This is a genomic window from Paraburkholderia sp. EB58 (assembly GCF_050436665.1).
In the GTDB taxonomy this organism is placed as follows: Bacteria; Pseudomonadota; Gammaproteobacteria; order Burkholderiales; family Burkholderiaceae; genus Paraburkholderia.
The window spans coordinates 71212-90953 of the sequence record NZ_JBNDMQ010000003.1 but is presented as its reverse complement, the minus strand read 5'-3'; the positions used below and the strand labels follow the sequence as shown (position 1 = coordinate 90953).

Annotated in this window: 17 protein-coding genes; 10 read left to right on the top strand and 7 right to left on the bottom strand. The window is 61.6% G+C overall.

From position 1 onward, the window contains the following. Positions 1 to 5: 5 nt before the first annotated feature. From P3T40_RS05545 to P3T40_RS05520, 6 genes are all read left to right on the top strand, one after another. Positions 6 to 1007: a cyclodeaminase gene (locus P3T40_RS05545; RefSeq protein ID WP_429266684.1), complete on the top strand. Its 1002-nt coding sequence runs from the start codon at positions 6 to 8 to the stop codon at positions 1005 to 1007. 11 nt (positions 1008 to 1018) lie between these two features. Further along, a complete protein-coding gene (gene doeA / locus P3T40_RS05540; protein ID WP_429266683.1) occupies positions 1019 to 2269 on the top strand; it encodes an ectoine hydrolase DoeA in 1251 nt (416 codons plus the stop codon). Between the two features lie 5 nt (positions 2270 to 2274). Beyond that, positions 2275 to 3357, top strand: a complete 1083-nt coding sequence (gene doeB / locus P3T40_RS05535; RefSeq protein WP_429266682.1) for a N(2)-acetyl-L-2,4-diaminobutanoate deacetylase DoeB — start codon at positions 2275 to 2277, stop codon at positions 3355 to 3357. An 8-nt stretch (positions 3358 to 3365) separates the two neighbouring features. Then, positions 3366 to 3857, top strand: coding sequence for an Lrp/AsnC family transcriptional regulator (locus P3T40_RS05530; protein ID WP_429266681.1), 492 nt, complete (start codon positions 3366 to 3368; stop codon positions 3855 to 3857). 143 nt (positions 3858 to 4000) lie between these two features. Further along, positions 4001 to 5515 carry an NAD-dependent succinate-semialdehyde dehydrogenase gene (locus P3T40_RS05525; RefSeq protein WP_429266680.1) on the top strand — a complete coding sequence of 505 codons (1515 nt, stop codon included), beginning with the start codon at positions 4001 to 4003 and terminating at the stop codon, positions 5513 to 5515. A 40-nt stretch (positions 5516 to 5555) separates the two neighbouring features. Then, positions 5556 to 6953: an aspartate aminotransferase family protein gene (locus P3T40_RS05520; protein ID WP_429266679.1), complete on the top strand. Its 1398-nt coding sequence runs from the start codon at positions 5556 to 5558 to the stop codon at positions 6951 to 6953. A 75-nt stretch (positions 6954 to 7028) separates the two neighbouring features. Here P3T40_RS05520 and P3T40_RS05515 read toward each other — a convergent pair whose 3' ends face one another. The 4 genes from P3T40_RS05515 to P3T40_RS05500 form a co-directional block, all read right to left on the bottom strand. Then, a complete protein-coding gene (locus tag P3T40_RS05515) occupies positions 7029 to 7784 on the bottom strand; it encodes a Pr6Pr family membrane protein (RefSeq protein ID WP_429266678.1) in 756 nt (251 codons plus the stop codon). A gap of 70 nt (positions 7785 to 7854) precedes the next feature. Then, a complete protein-coding gene (locus P3T40_RS05510; RefSeq protein ID WP_429266677.1) occupies positions 7855 to 8451 on the bottom strand; it encodes a septal ring lytic transglycosylase RlpA family protein in 597 nt (198 codons plus the stop codon). Between the two features lie 207 nt (positions 8452 to 8658). Beyond that, positions 8659 to 8943, bottom strand: a complete 285-nt coding sequence (locus tag P3T40_RS05505) for a GCG_CRPN prefix-to-repeats domain-containing protein (RefSeq protein ID WP_429266676.1) — start codon at positions 8941 to 8943, stop codon at positions 8659 to 8661. 90 nt (positions 8944 to 9033) lie between these two features. Next, the gene (locus tag P3T40_RS05500; RefSeq protein ID WP_429266675.1) at positions 9034 to 9576 is read right to left on the bottom strand and encodes a hypothetical protein; all 543 of its coding nucleotides are present in this window, start codon (positions 9574 to 9576) and stop codon (positions 9034 to 9036) included. Positions 9577 to 9940: 364 nt separating this feature from the next. Between P3T40_RS05500 and P3T40_RS05495 the strand changes: the two genes are divergently transcribed. Beyond that, positions 9941 to 12808, top strand: coding sequence for a bifunctional diguanylate cyclase/phosphodiesterase (locus P3T40_RS05495; protein WP_429266674.1), 2868 nt, complete (start codon positions 9941 to 9943; stop codon positions 12806 to 12808). Between the two features lie 207 nt (positions 12809 to 13015). Here P3T40_RS05495 and P3T40_RS05490 read toward each other — a convergent pair whose 3' ends face one another. Continuing rightward, the gene (locus P3T40_RS05490) at positions 13016 to 14281 is read right to left on the bottom strand and encodes a lactonase family protein (RefSeq protein WP_429266673.1); all 1266 of its coding nucleotides are present in this window, start codon (positions 14279 to 14281) and stop codon (positions 13016 to 13018) included. A 538-nt stretch (positions 14282 to 14819) separates the two neighbouring features. Here P3T40_RS05490 and P3T40_RS05485 point away from each other — a divergent pair. Beyond that, complete coding sequence (locus P3T40_RS05485) at positions 14820 to 16343, top strand: CoA-acylating methylmalonate-semialdehyde dehydrogenase (protein WP_429266672.1); 1524 nt, start codon at positions 14820 to 14822, stop codon at positions 16341 to 16343. Positions 16344 to 16352: 9 nt separating this feature from the next. Here the strand turns inward: P3T40_RS05485 and P3T40_RS05480 are convergent, their stop codons facing one another. Together P3T40_RS05480 and P3T40_RS05475 are read right to left on the bottom strand one after the other, a co-directional pair. Next, a complete protein-coding gene (locus P3T40_RS05480) occupies positions 16353 to 16883 on the bottom strand; it encodes a carboxymuconolactone decarboxylase family protein (protein ID WP_429266671.1) in 531 nt (176 codons plus the stop codon). Between the two features lie 45 nt (positions 16884 to 16928). Continuing rightward, positions 16929 to 17834, bottom strand: a complete 906-nt coding sequence (locus P3T40_RS05475) for an NmrA/HSCARG family protein (protein WP_429266670.1) — start codon at positions 17832 to 17834, stop codon at positions 16929 to 16931. 196 nt (positions 17835 to 18030) lie between these two features. Here P3T40_RS05475 and P3T40_RS05470 point away from each other — a divergent pair, with 196 nt between their 5' ends. Both P3T40_RS05470 and P3T40_RS05465 read left to right on the top strand, forming a co-directional pair. Then, entirely contained in the window at positions 18031 to 18954 is a 924-nt protein-coding gene (locus P3T40_RS05470; RefSeq protein ID WP_429266669.1) for a LysR family transcriptional regulator, read from the top strand. Between the two features lie 71 nt (positions 18955 to 19025). Further along, positions 19026 to 19718, top strand: coding sequence for a Crp/Fnr family transcriptional regulator (locus tag P3T40_RS05465; RefSeq protein ID WP_429266668.1), 693 nt, complete (start codon positions 19026 to 19028; stop codon positions 19716 to 19718). Positions 19719 to 19742: the final 24 nt, after the last annotated feature.

Genomic DNA, 19742 nt, shown 5'->3' with positions numbered 1-19742 from the left:
TGCCTATGACCTCCATTTCCATTCTCGGCGAAGCGCAGCTTCGCGAACTCGTGCCGCTGGATCTGGCCGCGATCGACCAGGTGGAGGCTGCGTTTCTCGCGCTCGCCACCGAAGCGGTTGCGATGCCGCCAATCCTGCGTCTCGACCTGCCCGAACAGCACGGCGAGGTCGATGTGAAGACGGCTTACCTGCCGCGCTTCGACGGCTTTGCGATCAAGGTGAGCACGGGCTTCTTCAACAATCCCGCGCTGGGCTTGCCGAGTCTGAACGGCTTGATGCTGGTGTTGTCGGCGAAGACCGGGCTGACCGAGGCCGTGCTGCTCGACAACGGCTACCTGACGGCAGTGCGCACCGCAGCCGCGGGTGCGGTGGCCGCGCGTTGGCTCGCCAAACACGACACACCGCATGTCGCGGTGATCGGCGCAGGCGAGCAGGCGCGTTTGCAATTGCAGGCGCTGACGCTGGTGCGGCGCGTGGAGCGGGTCTCGGTATGGGCGCGCAACCGGGCGAGCGCCGAACGCTTTGCCACGGAGATGACGGCGACGCTCGGCGTGCGTTGCGAGATCGCGCGCAACGTGCATCACGCGCTGGTTGAAGCGGATCTCGCGATCACGACAACACCGAGCCGCACGCCGCTCATCGAAGCCGCGGATCTGCATCCGGGCTTGCACATCACGGCGATGGGCTCGGACGCCGAGCACAAGAACGAGATCGCGCCGGCCGCTTTGGCGGCGGCACGCTATATCTGCGACCGCGTGCAGCAGACGCGTGTGCTGGGCGAACTGCATCACGCGCTCGAAGCCGGCGTGGTGTCGGCGCAGACGGTCTTTGCCGAGCTGGGCCAGGTCATCGCAGGGCGGGCTGTGGGCCGCACGCATGCAAGCGACGTGACGATCTGCGATCTGACCGGCACCGGCGCGCAGGACACGGCGATCGCGACGCTAGCGCTCGCGCGGGTGCGTGAGGCTGGCGCAGGAACGATTTTCCGCAACGAAGTGAAGTGCTGAGAGAGGGGACGATGTCAGGAACAACTGAACTTGAACGGAACACCACTGCCACGGCTGCTGCTACTGCTACTGCCGTGTCGCCAACCGTGCGTCTGCCATTTTCGCGCGCCGAATACGACGCACGCATTGCGAAAACGCGCCGCGCGATGCAGGCGGCGCATCTCGATCTGCTGATCGTGTCAGATCCGACCAACATGGCGTGGCTGACCGGCTACGACGGTTGGTCGTTCTATGTGCACCAGTGCGTGCTGTTGGCCATGGACGGCGAGCCGGTCTGGTTTGGCCGCGGTCAGGATGCGAACGGTGCGCGCCGCACGGTGTTCATGCAGCACGAGCAGATTGTTGGCTATCCGGATCATTACGTGCAGTCCACCGAGCGGCATCCGATGGATTACCTCGCGCGCGAAGTGATCGAAGCGCGCGGCTGGCAGGCGTGCCGGATCGGCGTCGAAATGGACAACTACTATTTCAGCGCGGCAGCTTATGGGTCGCTGATGCGCAATCTGCCCAATGCGCAATGGCAGGATGCGACCGCGCTCGTCAACTGGCAGCGCGCGGTGAAATCGCCGCGTGAAATTGAGTATATGCGCGTCGCGGCGCGTATCGTCGAGAAGATGCATGCGCGCATTGTCGAGCGTATCGAACCGGGTATGCGCAAGAACGATCTGGTGGCGGATATCTACGCGACCGGCATCACAGGTGTCGAGGGGTATGGCGGCGACTATCCGGCCATCGTGCCGCTGTTGCCGACCGGCGCCGATGCCGCTGCACCCCATCTGACGTGGGACGACACGCCATTCCAGCGTAACGCCGGCACCTTCTTCGAAATCGCCGGTTGCTTTAAGCGCTACCACTGCCCGCAATCGCGCACGGTGTACCTCGGCAAGCCGCCGCAGCATTTCATCGAGGCGGAACGTGCCGTCGTGGAAGGGATCGAAGCGGGGCTTGCCGCCGCGAAGCCCGGCAATACCTGCGAAGACATTGCCAGTGCATTCTTTGCAGTACTGCGTAAATCGGGCATCGAGAAAAACAGCCGTTGCGGCTATCCGATCGGCGCCAGTTATCCGCCCGACTGGGGCGAGCGCACCATGAGCCTGCGTCCGGGCGACCGGACCGTGCTGGAACCCGGCATGACGTTCCATTTCATGCCGGGCCTGTGGCTCGACGATTGGGGACTCGAAATCACCGAAAGCATCCTGATTACCGAGGCCGGCGTTGAGACCTTCTGCAACACGCCGCGCAAATTGTTCGTGAAGGAGTAGGGCGTATGCGGGCATCTCCGATTCAGCCGACGGTCGATTTCAATGCCGACGGCGAACAGCATGGCTTTCTGAAGCTGCCGCATTCGCACGATGGGTCGGCATGGGGCGCGGTGATGATTCCGGTCACCGTGATCCGCCGGGGCGAAGGGCCGACCGCGCTGTTGACCGGCGGCAATCACGGCGACGAATATGAAGGGCCGATTGCGTTATCCAGACTCGCGTCGACGTTGAAGGCGTCGGAGGTGAACGGGCGGGTGATCATCGTGCCGTTCATGAATTATCCTGCGTTTCGGGCGGGCAGCCGCACTTCGCCGATCGATCGCGGCAACCTGAACCGGAGTTTTCCGGGCAAGCCCGACGGCACAGTGACCGAGAAAATCGCCGACTACTTCCAGCGCTATCTGTTGCCGCTGGCGGACTATGTGCTCGATCTGCACGCAGGTGGCCGCACGCTCGACTTTGTGCCGTTCGCGGCGATTCATCTGCTGCCTGATGCGCAGCAGCAGGGACGCTGCGAAGCGGCGATGCGTGCGTTCGGTGCACCGTATTCTATGCGCATGCTCGAACTGGACAGCGTCGGCCTGTTCGATACGGCCGTGGAAGAGGCGGGCAAGGTGTTTGTCTCGACGGAACTGGGCGGCGGCGGCACGGCGACAGTCGAGAGTGTTGCAGTGGCCTTGCGCGGCGTGCTCGGTTTCCTCGCGCATGCGGGCGTTCTCGCGGCGCGCGAGCACGGCGGCGGCGAGACATCCGGTGATACCGCGCGCACGACGACGTTGCTCGACATGCCCGACGGCACCTGCTTTACGACCAGCGAGCACGATGGCCTGCTCGAGCTCTGCAAGGATCTCGGCGACACGGTGAAGAGCGGCGAGGTGATTGCCCGCATCTACGATGCGTCGCGCACCGGCGTGGCGCCGGTCGAATATCGCGCGCGCCGCAGCGGTTTGCTGGCAGCGCGGCACTTTCCGGGGCTGGTGCAGATTGGCGATACGGTGGCGGTGGTGGCCGACGTGGTTGAGCGCGGCATTCCCGTGGCAACGAATGCGGCGACCAGTGTGCCAGTCACCGCGCCGGTCAGCTTCTAATCAGGCCCATGAAACTCGACCGCTACGATCTCGCCATTCTGCGCATCCTTGCGCAAGACGGACGCATCACGAAGTCGCGTCTTGCCGAACAAATCAATCTGTCGATTTCGCCGGCATGGGAGCGCGTGCGGCGTCTGGAAGAAAGCGGCGTGATCCGCGGCTATCACGCAGATGTCGACTGGTTGCGTGCCTTCAGGGGCAGCCGTGTGATCGTCGAGGTGACGCTCGCACGGCACACGGCGCACGACATGCACCGCTTCGAAGAGCGAATCGCCGCGGCGCCCGAAGTCGTGCAATGCCACGCAACGGGCGGCGGCGTCGACTATGTGATGCAGGTGATGTCGCGCGACATCGACCACTATCAGCGCTTCATCGATTCGTTGTTGACCGACGAACTGGGCATCGAAAAGTACTTCACCTATATCGTGACCAAGGTCGTTAAAAGCATGCCGGAAGGGCTGCCCGCATGGGTGGACGATGCGGTTGCCGGGAGCGACTGATGCCGTCCGGTATCGCGCCAGAAAATTCCCGTGGCGAAGGCGTGGAAATCAGAAAAACCCGCATCCCGCAGGCCCCAAAGCAGAAAATTCGCGCCAGCGCGACACGTACAGTGACAGACATACGTTGAATACAGGAGGTCGTCATGTTGCTGGGTCATCCCGTTCTATTCAAATCGTTGTGCTATGTCGGCGGACGCTGGGTGCATAGCGCCACAGCCTCGACCGTGGCCGTGCATAACCCGGCCGATCAGGAAGTGCTCGGCCATGTGCCGATGCTCGACGCCGCACAGATCGAGGAAGCCGTCGACGCCGCTCATCACGCATTCACGTCGTGGCGTTGGCTGCCGGTCGCTAAACGTGCGGCGTTGCTGCTGCGCTGGCACGAACTGATCCTGCGCCATCAGAACGACCTCGCTGCGATTCTCTCGCTGGAGCAAGGCAAGCCGTTGGCCGAGGCGCGCGGCGAAATCGCCTATGGCGCGAGCTTTGTCGAATGGTTCGCGCACGAAGCGCGGCGTCTTAACGGCCGCACGATTCCCTCGCATATCGACGGTGCACAGCTCGGCACGATCGTCGAACCGGTCGGTGTGGCGGCGTTGATTACGCCGTGGAATTTTCCTTCCGCGATGATCACGCGTAAAGCGGCGGCCGCGCTTGCCGCTGGCTGCACGGTCGTCGTGAAGCCCGCACACGAGACGCCGTTTTCGGCGTTGGCGCTGGCCCAACTCGCGGAAGAGGCGGGAATGCCCGCAGGCGTATTCAATGTCGTGCTCGGCGAGCCGCAGATGGCGATGGAAACGCTCGTGCGCGATACGCGTGTGCGCGCGGTGAGTTTTACCGGATCGACGCGCGTCGGTGCCTTGGTGATGCAGACGGTGGCGCATGCCGGCATCAAGAAAACGGCCCTTGAATTAGGGGGTAATGCACCGTTTATTGTCACCGCAGATGCGGATCTCGAGCAGGCCGTGCGGGTTGCCGTGGCGGCGAAGTTTCAGACCTCGGGACAGGACTGCTGTGCAGCGAACCGGATTCTTGTCGCGCGCCCGCTGTATGAGCGCTTTGTCGAGCAGTACAGCAACGCGGTACGTGAGTTGCAGGTCGGTGCGGCGTTCGAGGCTGGCAGTGACGTCGGTCCGCTGATGCATCAGGCCGCTTTCGACGCGACAGTGGCACGCGTCGAAGACGCCCGCGACAAGGGCGCATGCATCACCGTAGGCGGCGCGCCGCATGCGCGCGGCGGCTGGTTTTTCGAGCCGACCGTGGTCGCGGATGCAACGCCCGGCATGCGTATCTACGACGAGGAAAACTTCGCACCCATCTCGGCCGTGTCGCCATTCGATACGCTCGATGAAGCCATCACGCGCGCCAACGACACCGAATACGGTCTCGCCGCATACCTCTGCGCGACGGACCTGAACACCGTGTTCCAGGTGATCCGGCGCCTGGAGTTCGCGATGGTCTCCGTGAACGGTGCGAAGTTTACCGGCGCGCCGATTCCATTCGGCGGCGTCAAGGCCTCGGGGCTAGGCCGTGAAGGCGGCTTCGAAGGCTTCGAACCGTTCGTCGAAACCCGCTACTTCTGCCTCGGTCAACTGGGGTTGCCCGTGACCGAAAGCATGCCCGCTACTCACCGCGCGTCTGCACCCGCAGCGGCCTAAAGCAACCCTTTTACTCATCGTTCAAACGACGGAGCAACCCATGACCCAACTCGATCAACTATTCCAGGCCGACCGCGCGCATTTCATGCACCCGTCCACTCACGCCCACGACCACGCCAGCGGCGCGCTGCCGGGCCGCATCGTGACGGGCGCCAAGGGCATCCGCATCGAGGATCACCAGGGCAAGTCGTATATCGACGCGTTTGCCGGCCTCTATTGCGTGAACATCGGCTATGGCCGCACCGAGGTGGCCGATGCAATCTACGAGCAGGCGAAGAAACTCGCCTACTACCACACGTACGTGGGGCATTCGACCGACACCATCATCGAACTGTCGTCGCGCATCATCGACTGGGCGCCGGCCGGGATGAAGAAGGTGTACTACGGCATGTCCGGATCGGATGCGAACGAAACGCAGATCAAGCTCGTCTGGTACTACAACAACGTTAAGGGCCGGCCGAACAAGAAGAAGATCATCTCGCGCCAGCGCGGCTATCACGGCTCGGGCATCGTCACCGGAAGTCTCACGGGCTTGCCGAGTTTTCATCAGTACTTCGATCTGCCGCTCGAACGCGTCAAGCACACGGTTTGCCCGCACTGGTACCGCCAGGCGCCCGCTGGCATGAACGAAGCGCAGTTCGTCGCGTATTGCGTAGACGAGCTGGAAAAGCTGATCGCGCAGGAAGGCGCCGATACGATCGCGGCCTTTATCGGCGAGCCGGTGATGGGCACCGGCGGTATTCTGCCGCCACCGGTGGGTTACTGGCCGGCGATCCAGCAGGTGTTGAAGAAGCACGACATCCTGCTGATCAGCGACGAAGTGGTGTGCGGCTTCGGCCGTCTGGGCTCGAAGATGGGCGCGCAGCACTATGGCATCCAGCCGGATCTGATCACGGTCGCGAAGGGACTCACCAGCGCTTACGCGCCGCTTTCTGGCGTGATTGTTAGTGAAGGGGTGTGGGACGTGATCGACGAGGCCTCGCAGGAGTTCGGCGCGATGGGCCACGGTTGGACTTATTCAGGTCACCCGATCTGCGCGGCTGCCGCACTCGCGAACCTCGACATTCTCGAGCGCGAAAACCTCACGCAGAACGCGGCGCAAAGCGGCGCCTATCTGCTTGAGCAATTGCAAGCGGCATTCGACGGCCACCCGCTCGTCGGCGAAGTCCGCGGGGCCGGCATGCTGGCAGCGATCGAGTTCATGGCCGACAAGGACGAACGCCGTGCCTTCGATCCGACCTTGAAGGTGGGGCCGCGCGTCTCGGCGGCTGCCATGCAGCGCGGCCTGATTGCGCGCGCCATGCCGCATGGCGATATCCTCGGCTTCGCGCCGCCGCTCGTCACCAGCCGCGCGGACGTGGACGAAATCGTGCGTCTGGCCCGCGGCGCAATCGACGAAGTGGCGTCTCAAGTGCTCACGCAACCGGCTTCTGCATAGTCGCGGGGTACACCGCAGCGTGCCTGAAAGGTGCGCTGCGTTTTCCTCAGAGTGGTGGCCGCGTCGAACCGTTGTTCACCGGTTCAGCGAACGGTCGTCGCCTGCGTCGCCGCCGTGACGTGGGTATGAATCGGCTGTAGGCGCTGGACGCGGGCGGCGGTGATTGATCGCTACAAAGACCCCCATCAGGAGAACGAAGCCGACCAGCAGCAACAGGGTGTTGATCAGCACGCGCTCGTAACCGAGTTCGCTGACATTAATGAACGGATAAGGATAAAAATCCGTTTCGCTGCCGCGCCAAAGCGTCATGAACAGATAGCAAAGCGGGTAGGCCAGCCAGAAGAGGCAATCGCGCAATAGCAGATGAAAGCGCGGAACGAATAGCAGCCAGTACAGTGCGCACAGCAACGGTATGACCGTATGCAGCAATTCGTTGAGCAGCTCGCGGTATCCCGATGGCGTCCACACATGGCGCAACAGGCCGTTATAAGCGAGTCCGACGAACACAATGTAAACGACGACAGCGGTGAGCACCGGCGGCTTGCGGAAAAATCGCCCGGGTGCGGAGCGGGCTCGCATGGCGACGCACGTAAAACTGACCGCGACGGCGAATATGGTGAGGTTCGTCAGATAGCTGCTCAGTCGTTCGATACCTTCGATTAATCCCAAGCCGCGAAACAGCATTCTGCTGATCGTGATGTCGGTCTGAGCGACGAAGGCCAACCACGCAAGCACCGCGATCAGCGATGCCATCGACAAGGACGCGATACTCGGCGTAGGGAGCGGCAATTCGGATTGATGCCGCACAGGATGAGTGGAGCGATTTGGCATACCCGGAGTCCGATTGGGATAAACCGAGTATAAGCCTGTCCGCTTCGAGGCGCAGATGGGCGCCTTGCCGTTACTGAGCGCGCTGGACGTCCGCTGCGCCTGTACCTGGTTTCACGCTACCGTCGGACTGCGGAACCTCCACCGGCTTGACTTCGACAGGGGCGGTGCCATCTTTTTTCAAGCCGAGTTGATCGGCGGTCTTGGGCGACACGTCGACAATTCGATTCTGGACGTAGGGGCCGCGATCGCGGATTTCGACCACCGCGCTGCTGCCGTTGTTCAGATTGGTGACCTTCGCTTTGGTGCCGAGCGGCAGGGTCTTGCTCGCGGCGGCATTGGATTGCGGATCCATGGGCGTACCGTCGGCCATCTTTTTCGAGTAAAACTGATGGCCGTAGTAAGAGACCTTGCCCTTGCGTGTCTTGCCGGTGCGGTCAAGATGGGGAGGGTGCGCTGGCTTCGGGCTCGCCTGCGTGGCATCGGCGGTTGCCTGCGTTGAATCGGCAGATGCCTGCTTTTGTGCGGGAAGCGCCGCGCTCAGGTAGCACGAGAGAACCATAACCAGAAGCGTTCGGACCTTGGATCTTCGACTGTGAAGGCGCAACAGCCGATTCATCATGGTATGAAGATCACTTTCCATTTGGCACTCCTCTTCACTCTGCCTCAAGCAGTGGGCACCAGATTCAGTGACGATCTACCCAGTATAGGTGAATGGCGGCGTGTCGCCGGTTGCACGCATCCGACTTGTGAAAATGTGAACTTCAAAGCAAAGATAAGTGGGTCGGACAAAGGCCGCCGCTGAAGCTGAAGGATATCCGTGCGATACGGATTCGTCTGCGGAATGTGCATTCGCTTCGCGGCGGGCACGGGCGCGTCACTGATACATCCCGTTTGGCAGGCGACCATGATATGGCGTGTTGCGGCAGTGTCCCCACGGCCCAAGCCAGTATCCGGGCGGGCAGGCATAGCTCGAAACGGGAGCCGCGGGCGCCGCATAGACAACTGGCGATTGAACAATAACGGGACCTGCATAGCGGCATTGGCCCCAGGCATTCCGCCATCCTCCCGGACCGCAGCCTTGCGCCGCTTGCGCGTTGCCGATAGAAAAGGCCAACGCTGTCGTGGCCAGTACGAGTGAAGCAATATATTTGCAGTTCATGATGCGCTCCTGTCGCCTTTGTGTGTGTGATGCTCTTGCTGACAGGAGGCATTGTGCGTGGCGACACTTAGCGAAGAATGAGCGTACCTCCTAGGTCCTCGGCGGAGCCTCGTTCTTCGCTGCCGAGTTACCTGCTTCAGGTCGATGGCGCGAACCGGAATTTCCAGTGGATGCTGCACGGACAATCGGGTTCTGCTTCGGCGCGTGTTGACCGTGCTGGGCAGACTGATGGGGCTGATTGTTGAGCGCCATCTGATGCGGCGGCGGATGACCGTGGCCGGTTGTGCCCTTCACACGCACTTGCTGCGGGCGATGAGCGTCATCAAGGTGGTGACCATATTCGTGGCGCGCGTCACGCATCGCCGGAGGCCCCAGTCGCGGCGGCGCCACTGAACGCAGGTTCGCGCGGCGGTGAAACACCTCGACGCGCCGGTCGCCATGGCCATAAAAGTGCCGTTGACGCCGGCCGTCTGGCCCCGTGACCCAGATGTAGGTGTTGCCCCCGACAAATACGACATCGCTGGTCGCGGCAGCCGAGATATAGACGTCGTTCGGTTCCGGGAGAACCTGTTCGACCACAACCGGCCTCACGACCACGGGCGGACGAGAGGCCGGCGGGTTGCTAACGACCACGCTGCCTCGGGCAGGCTGTGGAGCGGGTTGAACGGCGACCGGTCGTGGGCCACTTGTCACGCAACCGGACAAGCAGAACGCAGTCGTAATTCCGGCGATAGATGCAGCCCATTTTGTATGTGTCAAACTGTGCCCCGCGTTCCTGGCTGGATATTGTGTCGAGATATCGGCCGATTGAAAGGAATCTTTAATCCGGCGCGACGTCGTTTGTCGACCCAACCCTTCAAGCCTTAGCTTTCCGTGCCGTTAGCACGATGAACGAAACCATAAAACGGCCCGGCCGAGCGTCCTCGTAGAATGCAGACCACCGACAGTATTCAAAGGGTTGAAGCTTTGGCCATGCACGACCAAAGAGTGTTTTCCCATGGTTGACACGTCCATACGCGGGAATCCGGCCGACAGCACCGCCCCGGCCGCGCCGACGATCGAAGCCCAGCTGCAGGCGGTGCGGGACGGCGGCCGGCCGTGGGCTGGGACATGGGCCTGGTATCGGGCGGGCGAGCAGTTGCACCTTGCCGGGCAAGGTGACGCGTCGCTCGACTTGCCGCAAAACGTCGCCGAAGAGGGGCTTGCGCGAATCTGCGCCCGGCGCGGGTGGCTGCGCTGGGCTACGGGCTGCGGCGAGAGCGTGCTCGGCTGGCTAATTGCGCCCGCCGAATTCGCCGGCGATGAATCGCTGCGCGAATTTGCCCGAAGTTTGGGAGAGCGCGCGCAGACCGACGCGCTCGCGCGTGCCCAGAACACGCAGCGCGTGCTGTATGAGATTGCCTATCTGGCGAGTTCCGTGCCCGATCGTGCAGAGTTTCTCCGCGGCGTGCACGAGCGGCTCGGTACGCTGATCGATGCCGAGAACTTCTACCTGGCGCTGTACGACCGCAAAAGCGGCAAGATCACCTATCCGTACTATGTCGACGTAATCGACACGGACGTCATCGAGGCGGAAAACTACGACATTCTCGACCCCGAGCGCCCGTCGATGACGGCCCGGGTGTTGATGACCGGGCAGCCGCTGTTCGTCGATGCCGCGATGATCAGCGCCGGAGTGGCTTCGGGTATCTTCCATCCCATCGGCGATTATCCCGAGTTCTGGATGGGCGCACCGCTGAAGAATGCCGCAGACGAGGTTTTCGGCATGCTGGCGATGCAGGTTTACGATGTCTCGCGGATCTATAGCGCTGAGGACCGCGAGCTTTTCCTCGTGGTGGCGCGGCACGTGGCAATGGCACTGGACCGGATCCTGCACCGCGCCGATCTGGAAGAGCAGGTCGCGCGGCGCACGTCTGAGCTGTCGCGAGTCAATGCAGCGTTGCGCGAAGGTATCGCCGAGCGCGAGCGTGCTGAACACCTGCAAGCGACGCTCTTCCAGATTGCGGAGCTTTCCAGCCGCACCGGCGACATGGTTGAGTTCTTTCGCAGCCTGCATCACATTGTCGGCAAGCTGATCTATGCGCGCAATTTTTATATCGCGCTCTTCGATACTGAAACGCAGGCCGTTTCCTTTCCTTATTACGTCGACGAGCACCTTGACGAGCCGCCGCCGCCGCGACTTGGCCGACGTGGCCTCACGGAATATGTGATTCGCCAGCGCCGCCCCTGCCTCATTGATGCGGACGGTGCCTTGCGCCTGATAGATGACGGCGAGATCGATACGAGAAGCCAGAATGTGCGCCTATGCTCGTGGCTCGGCGTACCGCTATTCGATGGCGATGACGTGCGCGGGATGCTTGCCGTACAAAGCTATGCGCCACTCGTGCGCTACTCGCAGCGCGATCAGGAATTGCTGACGTTCGTCTCCCACCATATCGATACCGCGCTTTCGCGCCGGCGCGCCGCCGACGCGCTGCACGCGGCAAACGCAGAGCTCGAATCTCGCGTGCAGATTCGTACACGGGAGCTCGACAACGCCAACGCTCGCCTTGTGCATGAGAATTCGCATGACTCGCTAACAGGACTGCCTAACCGGAGCCACCTGCTACAACGGCTGCAGACAGCGTGGAGCGCCTATTGCGAAAGCGGCAGCCAGGTGACGGTCATGTTCATCGACCTTGATCGCTTCAAGATCGTCAACGACAGCCTCGGCCATCACTGCGGAGACCTGCTGCTGGTCCAGGCGGCTGAGCGCCTGCGCGGCTGCCTGCGTTCGACTGATCTGCTGGCGCGTCTTGGCGGCGACGAGTTTGCTGTGCTCTCGCCGAATGCCGCATTATGTGATGCCGTTGCCATTGCGGAACGCATCCTCGCGGCATTCGATCTGCCGTTCGATATCGACGAACACGTGGTGTTTTCATCGTGCAGTATCGGCATTGTGAATGCCGACAGCCAATACCATAGCAAGCCGGCCGATCTCCTGCGTGACGCCGATATCGCGATGTATCGCGTGAAGAACGCGGGCCGCGACAGCTTCGTGGTGTTCAACCATGAGTTGCGACGCGAGGTGCTGGATCAGGTGGAGCGGGAAGGTGCGCTACGTAACGCGCTCAAACGCGACGACGAACTGCTGCCGTTCTTCCAGCCCATCGTCGACGTTGCAACGGGTGAGGTGGTCGCGCTCGAAGCGCTGATTCGCTGGCGGCAGTGTGACGGGCGCATTGTCGGCCCAGGCGAGTTTTTGCCGGGGGTAGAGGGCTTGCGGTTGATAGGGCGCCTCGACCTGTACATGCTTACGCGCATCGCCGTCATTCTCTCGGAGCCAGAGCGCGCGAACTGGCCGCCCGTCCACGTGAACTGTTCGAGCTTTAGCATCACGCGGCCTGAGTTCGCCGGCGAGGTGCTCGCGCTTTTGCAGCGGTACGGCGTGGCGCCCTCACGTGTGTGCCTCGAACTGACGGAAGGCGCGCTCGTGGCGGAACCGGAGATTGCGCGAACCACGATGCAGCATCTCGCGGACAACGGCATGTCGGTGGTGCTCGATGACTTCGGGGCGGGTTTTTCGTCGTTGAGTTACGTGCATCAGTACCGTTTCAGCGGCCTGAAGATCGACAAGTCGTTTATTCTCGAACTCACCACCAGCCCGCGCAGCCGGGCAATCGTCAGGGCGATTGTGCGCATGGCGGAATCACTCGGTCTGACGCTCGTCGCAGAGGGCGTCGAGGATGCCGGGACGCTCGCCATGTTACGGGATATGGGCGCCGCCCAGGCGCAGGGGTATTTCTTCGACAAGCCGATGCCGCTCGAAGCGCTTCTGCGCTTGCCGCACTGGCAGCGACTGGCGACCCAGGTTTCGGAAACGTGAACTGCCTGGCAGGTCGAACGATCTAGATCGACGACTGGCATTCAAGTACGAACTACAGGTGCGTGCATCACACGCACCTGTAGTTCGTATGCTCAGCCAACCAACCAACCAACCAACCAACCAACCAACCAACCAACCAACCAACCAACCAACCAACCAACCAACCAACCAACCAACCAACCAACCAACCAACGCAGCGACGCGACGCTACGCGCTCACAAAAGCAATATCAGACGGGCTGCCGACCGCAACGTAGGTCCCGGTAGAGCGAAGCTTGCCACTGGCCTTGTCGACGGAAAAGATCGCGATGTGGTCGCTGCGTTGATTCAGCGAATACATGAAGCGACCCGACGGATCGAATTTGATTACGCGCGGATAGTCGCCACCGGTCGGAACTTCCGCGACGCGTTGCAGATGGCCGTTTGCGGCGACGCTGAACTGCACGATCGTGTCGTGTAACCGGTTCGCAACATAGATGAAGCGGCCGTCATGTGAAAACACGAGTTCCGACGCGAAGCTCGTGCCTTGATATCCGTCCGGCAGCGTCGAGACCGACTGCAACCGCGTCAATGTGCCATGCGTGTCGTCGTATGCGTAGCAGACAAGCGTCGACGCTTCCTCGGTGACCTCATACAGAAAGCGGCCATTCGGATGAAATGCGATGTGTCGCGGTCCGGCGCCAGCGGACGCCGCGACGAACGGCGGGTCGTTCGGTGACAGTGCGCCGGTCGCTTCGTCGAACTTCCAGATATACGTGCGATCGACACCGAGATCGGTCGAGATTGCAAACAGACCGTCGGGCGAGGGCACAATCGTATGCGCATGCGGGCCGTCGTGGTCGCTGATGGCAAAGCTGCCGGGCACACCTTCCGCTGCGTGCTGCGGACCAGCCGGTGCCTGCGGCTGCTGAACGGAGCAGGCCTCGCCTAGCGTGCCGTTGTCCGCAACCGGAAAGACCGCGACACTGCCGCTGTTGTAGTTCGCGACCATCAGGAAACGGCCGTTTGGATGCAGGCTCAGATAGACCGGACCGGCGCCTTGCGAGTTGACCGTGTTGACTAGCTGCAACGCGCCAGTGCCGCTTTCGATCGCATAAGCGCTGACCGAACCGTTCGACGTGCCGTTGTAGTTCTTGACCTCGCTCACAGCGAACAGGAAGCGTTGTTGCCGGTCGACGATGAGGCTGCTTGGATTCTCGATGCCACGCAGCGGCTCGAGTGCCTCGAGCTTGCCGCTATTCCGGTCAACCTGGAAGCGATGGATGCCTAGGCCATTGGGCGTGTAAGTGCCGACGTACGCAAATAACGGCTTGCCGGTATCGGCAGCGGCCGTAGCACTTTTGCTCGCGGCCTGCGCCGGACGAGTCGCAGCGAGCGAACCGATTGCCGAAGCGGCAGCCAGTGCGCTCACGCCTTTTAGCCAGACGCGTCGCGCCTGCGAACCAGGTACTTCGAGATTCCGGACATTACTCATTGTCTGCCTCCTTGATAATGACCGACGGTCTTCGGATGAACCGGAACGCGACGAAACGGATGACTCTCGCGCACGCGGTCCGCAACTCTTGATCGGCGTTTAGCGCTGTAGCTCGGTGCATGTCTGTCTGATATACCGGACAGCCGTCCGACTCGGCGGATGAAGCGAAGTGTTCCACGGAAAATAAATCGGTGCAATGGGGTTGGCGCGGCACATCGTCCACGACGCCTGTTAGTCATTGTTTCCCGTCATGCAAAACACATCGGGAACTGAACACCGAGTGGGCAAAGTTAGCAGCCCTTATGGGTCATCTCGCAGCAGCTTCTAAAGCACGCGACGCCGCGCGCGCCTTGATCCGCGGACAGATCTCTCTGATTTGGCGTTGCAAGTCGCTTAAGCCCCCGAAAGAGGGATCGATGCGAGACCACGTCTCGTGGCGTTCGACACCACGCGGCGCCGAGGGTACGCTGCATTGGAAGTCGTGGCGCGGGCAGCGACGGACAGCGCCGCGGTAGCGCCCGCATCTCCCGGAGGACATATGAGCGAAGCAGATCAAGGCGCCGCGCGCGTGCGCGAGCTGAGTCATTTCATAGACGGTCAACGCGCCGCTGGCGCGAGCGGACAGTTCGCCGACGTATACGATCCGGCGCTGGGCCGAGTGACGGCCCGAGTGCCGGTCGCAAGCACAGCTGAAGTTGCTGCCGCCGTCGCGGCTGCGCAAGCCGCGTTTCCGGCCTGGAGCGAAACCGCGCCGTTGACGCGCGCTCGATTGATGTTCAAGTTCAAGGAGCTGCTTGACGCGCATACCGACGAACTCGCCGAGCTCATTACCCGCGACCACGGCAAGCTGTTTTCGGACGCGAAGGGCGAGGTGGTGCGTGGCATCGAAATCGTCGAATTCGCGTGCGGCATTCCCCAGTTGCTCAAGACCGAATTCACCGATCAGATCAGCGGTGGCATCGACAACTGGAATCTACGGCAGCCGCTCGGCGTAGCTGCTGGCGTCACGCCGTTCAATTTCCCGATGGTGGTGCCGTGCTGGATGTTCGTGATGGCAGCCGCGTGCGGCAACACGTTCATACTCAAGCCCTCGGAGCGCACGCCGTCGGCATCGATCCGGCTGGCCGAGCTATTTATCGAGGCGGGCTTTCCCAAAGGCGTCTTCAATGTCGTGCATGGCAGCAAGGCTGTCGTCGATGCGCTGATCGAGCACCCCGATGTGGTCGCGATGTCTGTCGTCGCCTCGACGCCGGTGGCCGAATACATCTACAGCGAAACCGCAAAGCGCGGCAAGCGCGTGCAGGCGTTAGGCAGTGCGAAGAACCATCTGGTCGTCATGCCCGACGCAGATCTCGATCAAGCGGTCAATGCGTTGATCGCCTCGTCGTATGGTTCGGCTGGCGAGCGCTGCATGGCGACCTCGGTCGCGGTGGCGGTAGGGCGTATTGGCGATGAATTGGTCGAGCGTCTCGCGCCACGCGTGCGCTCGCTGAAGATCGGCGGCGGCATGGAGCCCGATCTGGACATGGGGCCGCTCATCAGCGACGCGCATCGCACCAAGGTGTTGGGCTATATCGAGGCGGGCGTCGCGGCAGGTGCCAAGCTCGTCGTCGATGGTCGCGGCCGTACCGTGCCCGGTCACGAAGAAGGCTTCTTTCTCGGCGGCTCGCTCTTTGACGACGTGAAGCCCGATATGCGCATCTATCGGGAAGAGATTTTCGGGCCGGTGCTGTCGGTTGTGCGCGTACCGGATCTCGCGAGTGCGATAGCGCTCGTCAACGCGCACGAACTGGGCAACTGCGTATCGCTTTTCACATCCGACGGCGGCGCGGCGCGCACATTCTCCCGGCAGATTCACATCGGCATGGTGGGCATCAACATACCGAGTCCGGTGCCGCCGGCGTGGCATTCATTCGGGGGCTGGAAGCGATCGCTGTTCGGCGATCACCACACGTACGGCGAGGAAGCCGTGCGCTTTTACACGAACTACAAGAGCGTCATGCAGCGCTGGCCCGACAGCATCGCCAAAGGTGCGGAATTCACGATGTCCGTGGGCGGGTGAGGTGCCCGGTCAGATATCTGTATCAGTTTGCGCGTAATTGAGGAAGTATCCCGTGAACATCGTCAGCCCCAGGAACGCGAATGCCTCAGTCAGGTGCTCATCGCTCCAGCTGGCTTGTTGAGCGGCCTTCCACGTGGCGTCGGTGACGTTTCCTGAATTGGCAGCCGCTTCCCTGACCACGAGGGTCAGCGCGTCGATCCTGGCGTCACCCGTCGTTGTGCCTGTGCGCAGCGCGACGATCTGCGTTTCGGTCCAACCGTTCATGCCGGCAAATCGACTGGCGATACCCATCATGTAGTCGTTCCCGACCGCCGCCGCAGTGGCGAGATTTAGCGCCCAGCTCACCTTGGAATCCAGGGTGCCGTGCTCGGCGGTCACGGCGCGCAGCGATGTATACGCCGCCAGCACCGCCGGAGAATGCGCCATTTGGGCATGCAGGTTCAGGGGACGTCCCGTAGGCGAAGACTGGGCAATCTTTTGCAGAAGCGGGCGCGACGCATTGGGCGCGCCCTCGACTGTATGGGTAGGAATCCTGCTCATGGGTATTGTATTAGCTCGTTCGTGATTTTGATGAATGCACTTCGTTCAGGTGCCTGCCGGGATCGCGAAGTTCGCTTTGGCCCATGCAGCAAACTTCGTCGGCGGTTGGCCGGCGACTTTGTTGGCGAGCGCGATCGCGTCGCGGGAATCCGAGCCGAGATACGTGTGCGCTTCGAAGTAGGCGAGCATCGCCGCGATGCCGTCGGCATGCGGAAACCAGCCTGCAAAAACCTCGCGCGGGACTTGCTTGAAGGAGAGCGCGTTTTCTTGTTGATTCAGGGTAGCGATGATCTCATTGAAGCTCAGGAAATCGCCGACCAGCGCCAAATGTTCGCCGTGCCCCGCGAGTTTCGGCTGCGCGAACGCGCCGACCACGAGGCGACCGAGTTCAGTGATGTCGCCCATATGGATGACGCGTCGCTCGGGATCAAGCGGCAGGGCCCAACCCGCGGTGCCATCCGCTTGTGTCTGCGGGGCCATTAGGCCGATCAGGTTTTGGTAATAGAACGGCGCGATCACGAACGTGTGGTACGCAAATCCAGCTGCGCTCACGATGGGTTCGATCTTCGCCTTGGCCGTGAAGTGCGGGACATCGATCGTGCCGCCGCTGATCGTCTCCACATTGGGAAGCGTCGACCAGATGAAGTGCTGTACGCCGGCGTCTTTCGCCGCGTTGACGGCCGCGAGCGCTTGCTTGGGCTCGTCTGCTTGTGCTTCCGAGGAATTGGTCACCAGGAAAACTCCGTGGGCTTCGGCAAATGCGGCTTTGAGCGTTTCCGGACGATTGAAATCCGCCAGCACGACTTCGTCGCCCAGCTTCGGATGCCTCTCCGGATTGCGCGTCAACGCGCGCACTTTGAATTGACCGCTCGCCTGCAGCGCACGCACAACGGCACCACCTTGCTGGCCGGTTGCGCCCACGACGGCGACGAGCTTCTGTGTGTTCGACATGGTTGTTCTCCAAGGGTCCTTTGTTAGGGCGGTGCTGGCTCACGCAGCGAGCGCGGCGGCCCGAACGAAATTACTGCTTCAGTGCTTCGGCCGAGATGAGCAGCCTGGTCTTGTGACACCTGAAGTATGGGTATTAAAGGCACTTCACACTAGATGGTAAAATCGGATTTGATTAATCCATTTATGGAGAAATGGCATGCTCGATCTGAATGATCTGGCGATGTTCGTCCAGGTCGTGCGTGCCGGCAGTTTCTCCGAGGCGGCGCGGCGTCTGCAGATGCCGGCAAATACGCTGAGCCGTCGCATCGATCAGCTCGAAGGGCAACTCGGCACACGTCTGCTGCATCGCTCGACTCGCAAACTCGCGCCGAGCACGGAAGGTCAGGCGCTGTTCGAGCGCTATGCGCCGGCGCTTGACCAGATCCTCGAGATTGGGCGACTCCATGCAGATGAGCAGGCACCGTCCGGCTCGGTTCGCATCACCGCGATGGCCGGTCTGTTCGAGTTCTTCCGCATGGAGTGGTTGGTCGAGTTCTACGCGCGCTATCCACACATCAGCGTCGACTTCCTGCTCGACGATACGCCTTCCGATCTGATTGCCGAGCGCATCGATCTGGCCTTGCGCATGGGCGTCGAGACCCGTAGCGGCCTTAAGGTACGTAGGCTGGCGCCGAGTGCAATGTTCCTTGCGGCGAGTCCGGCCTATCTGGAGCGGCGCGCTGCACCACGCACGCTGCGTGAACTGGCCCAACACGACTGTCTGACGATTTCCAATCGCCAGGGTCGCAACACATGGCGTCTGCAGGGGCCGCGGGGTAGTCAGGAAGTGTCGATCAACAGCCGCTTCGCGGTTAACGACATGCGAGTGCTGGCGCAGGCTTGTATAGCTGGACTGGGCATTGCGCTGCTGCCGCAGTTGATGGCTGAGCCAATCATCGCGCAAGGGAAACTGGTACGCGTGCTGCCGACCTATCGGCGCGCAAGCACCGGTCTCGGCCTGCAGCTCGTCTACACGAGCCGTCCACCGGTGCCGCCTGCAGTAGCGGTCTTCGCTGAATTTCTCGCGGAGAAACTGGGTGAAGCGATGACAGACCCCTCACAGATCCATGCCCGCCGATAAGCTCGTCACCTTACCCAGGGCCGGCAAGTGGTTAAACTAGAGCCACTCGTCCCTTCGAACCTAACCTGGCTATGTCCCTGTCAGTTGAGTTGCAGACCTTCATATCGCGCTCCGCCTGGTCGGCTAATTTGACACAGGAGCAACTCGCTCGCGTCCAGCAGGATGCGTTTCAACGGTCGTACTCTGCCGGCGCCCTGATTTGTCACCGCGGAACCCCTGCGGATCAATGGATAGGCGTGATCCAAGGGTTAGTGAAAGTCGATACGGTCTCTAAGGATGGGCGGGCCACAACTTTCGCCGGCGTGCCGGCGGGTTGCTGGTTCGGGGAGGGAGCCGTACTAAAAGATGAGCCTCGCCCATACTCGGTGGTAGCGCTGCGCGACAGCGAAGTCGTATTGATTCCACGCAGCACATTTGAATGGCTGCTTGATAATAGCCATTCGTTCAGCCGATTTGTCATCGATCAACTCAATGCCCGGTGCGGATACTACGTAGGTCTGGTTGGAAACCTCCGTTTGCATAAAGCGTCCGCAAGAGTCGCTTTCTGTCTCTCAGAACTGTTCAATCCGCAGCTCTATAACGCTACCGATCTGACGCTGGGTCTTTCGCAAGAAGAAATTGGCCGCTTATCGGGCCTCTCCAGGCAGAACACGAACCGCGCGCTTCACGAGCTCGCTGATGCGGGGCTTTTAACGATCGAATATGGCTCAGTCCGCATTCTGGACGTAACCGGGCTTCGAGATTTTGCGCACTCCGAAGATTGATGGCGTCGCGGGTGCAAGCCGAGT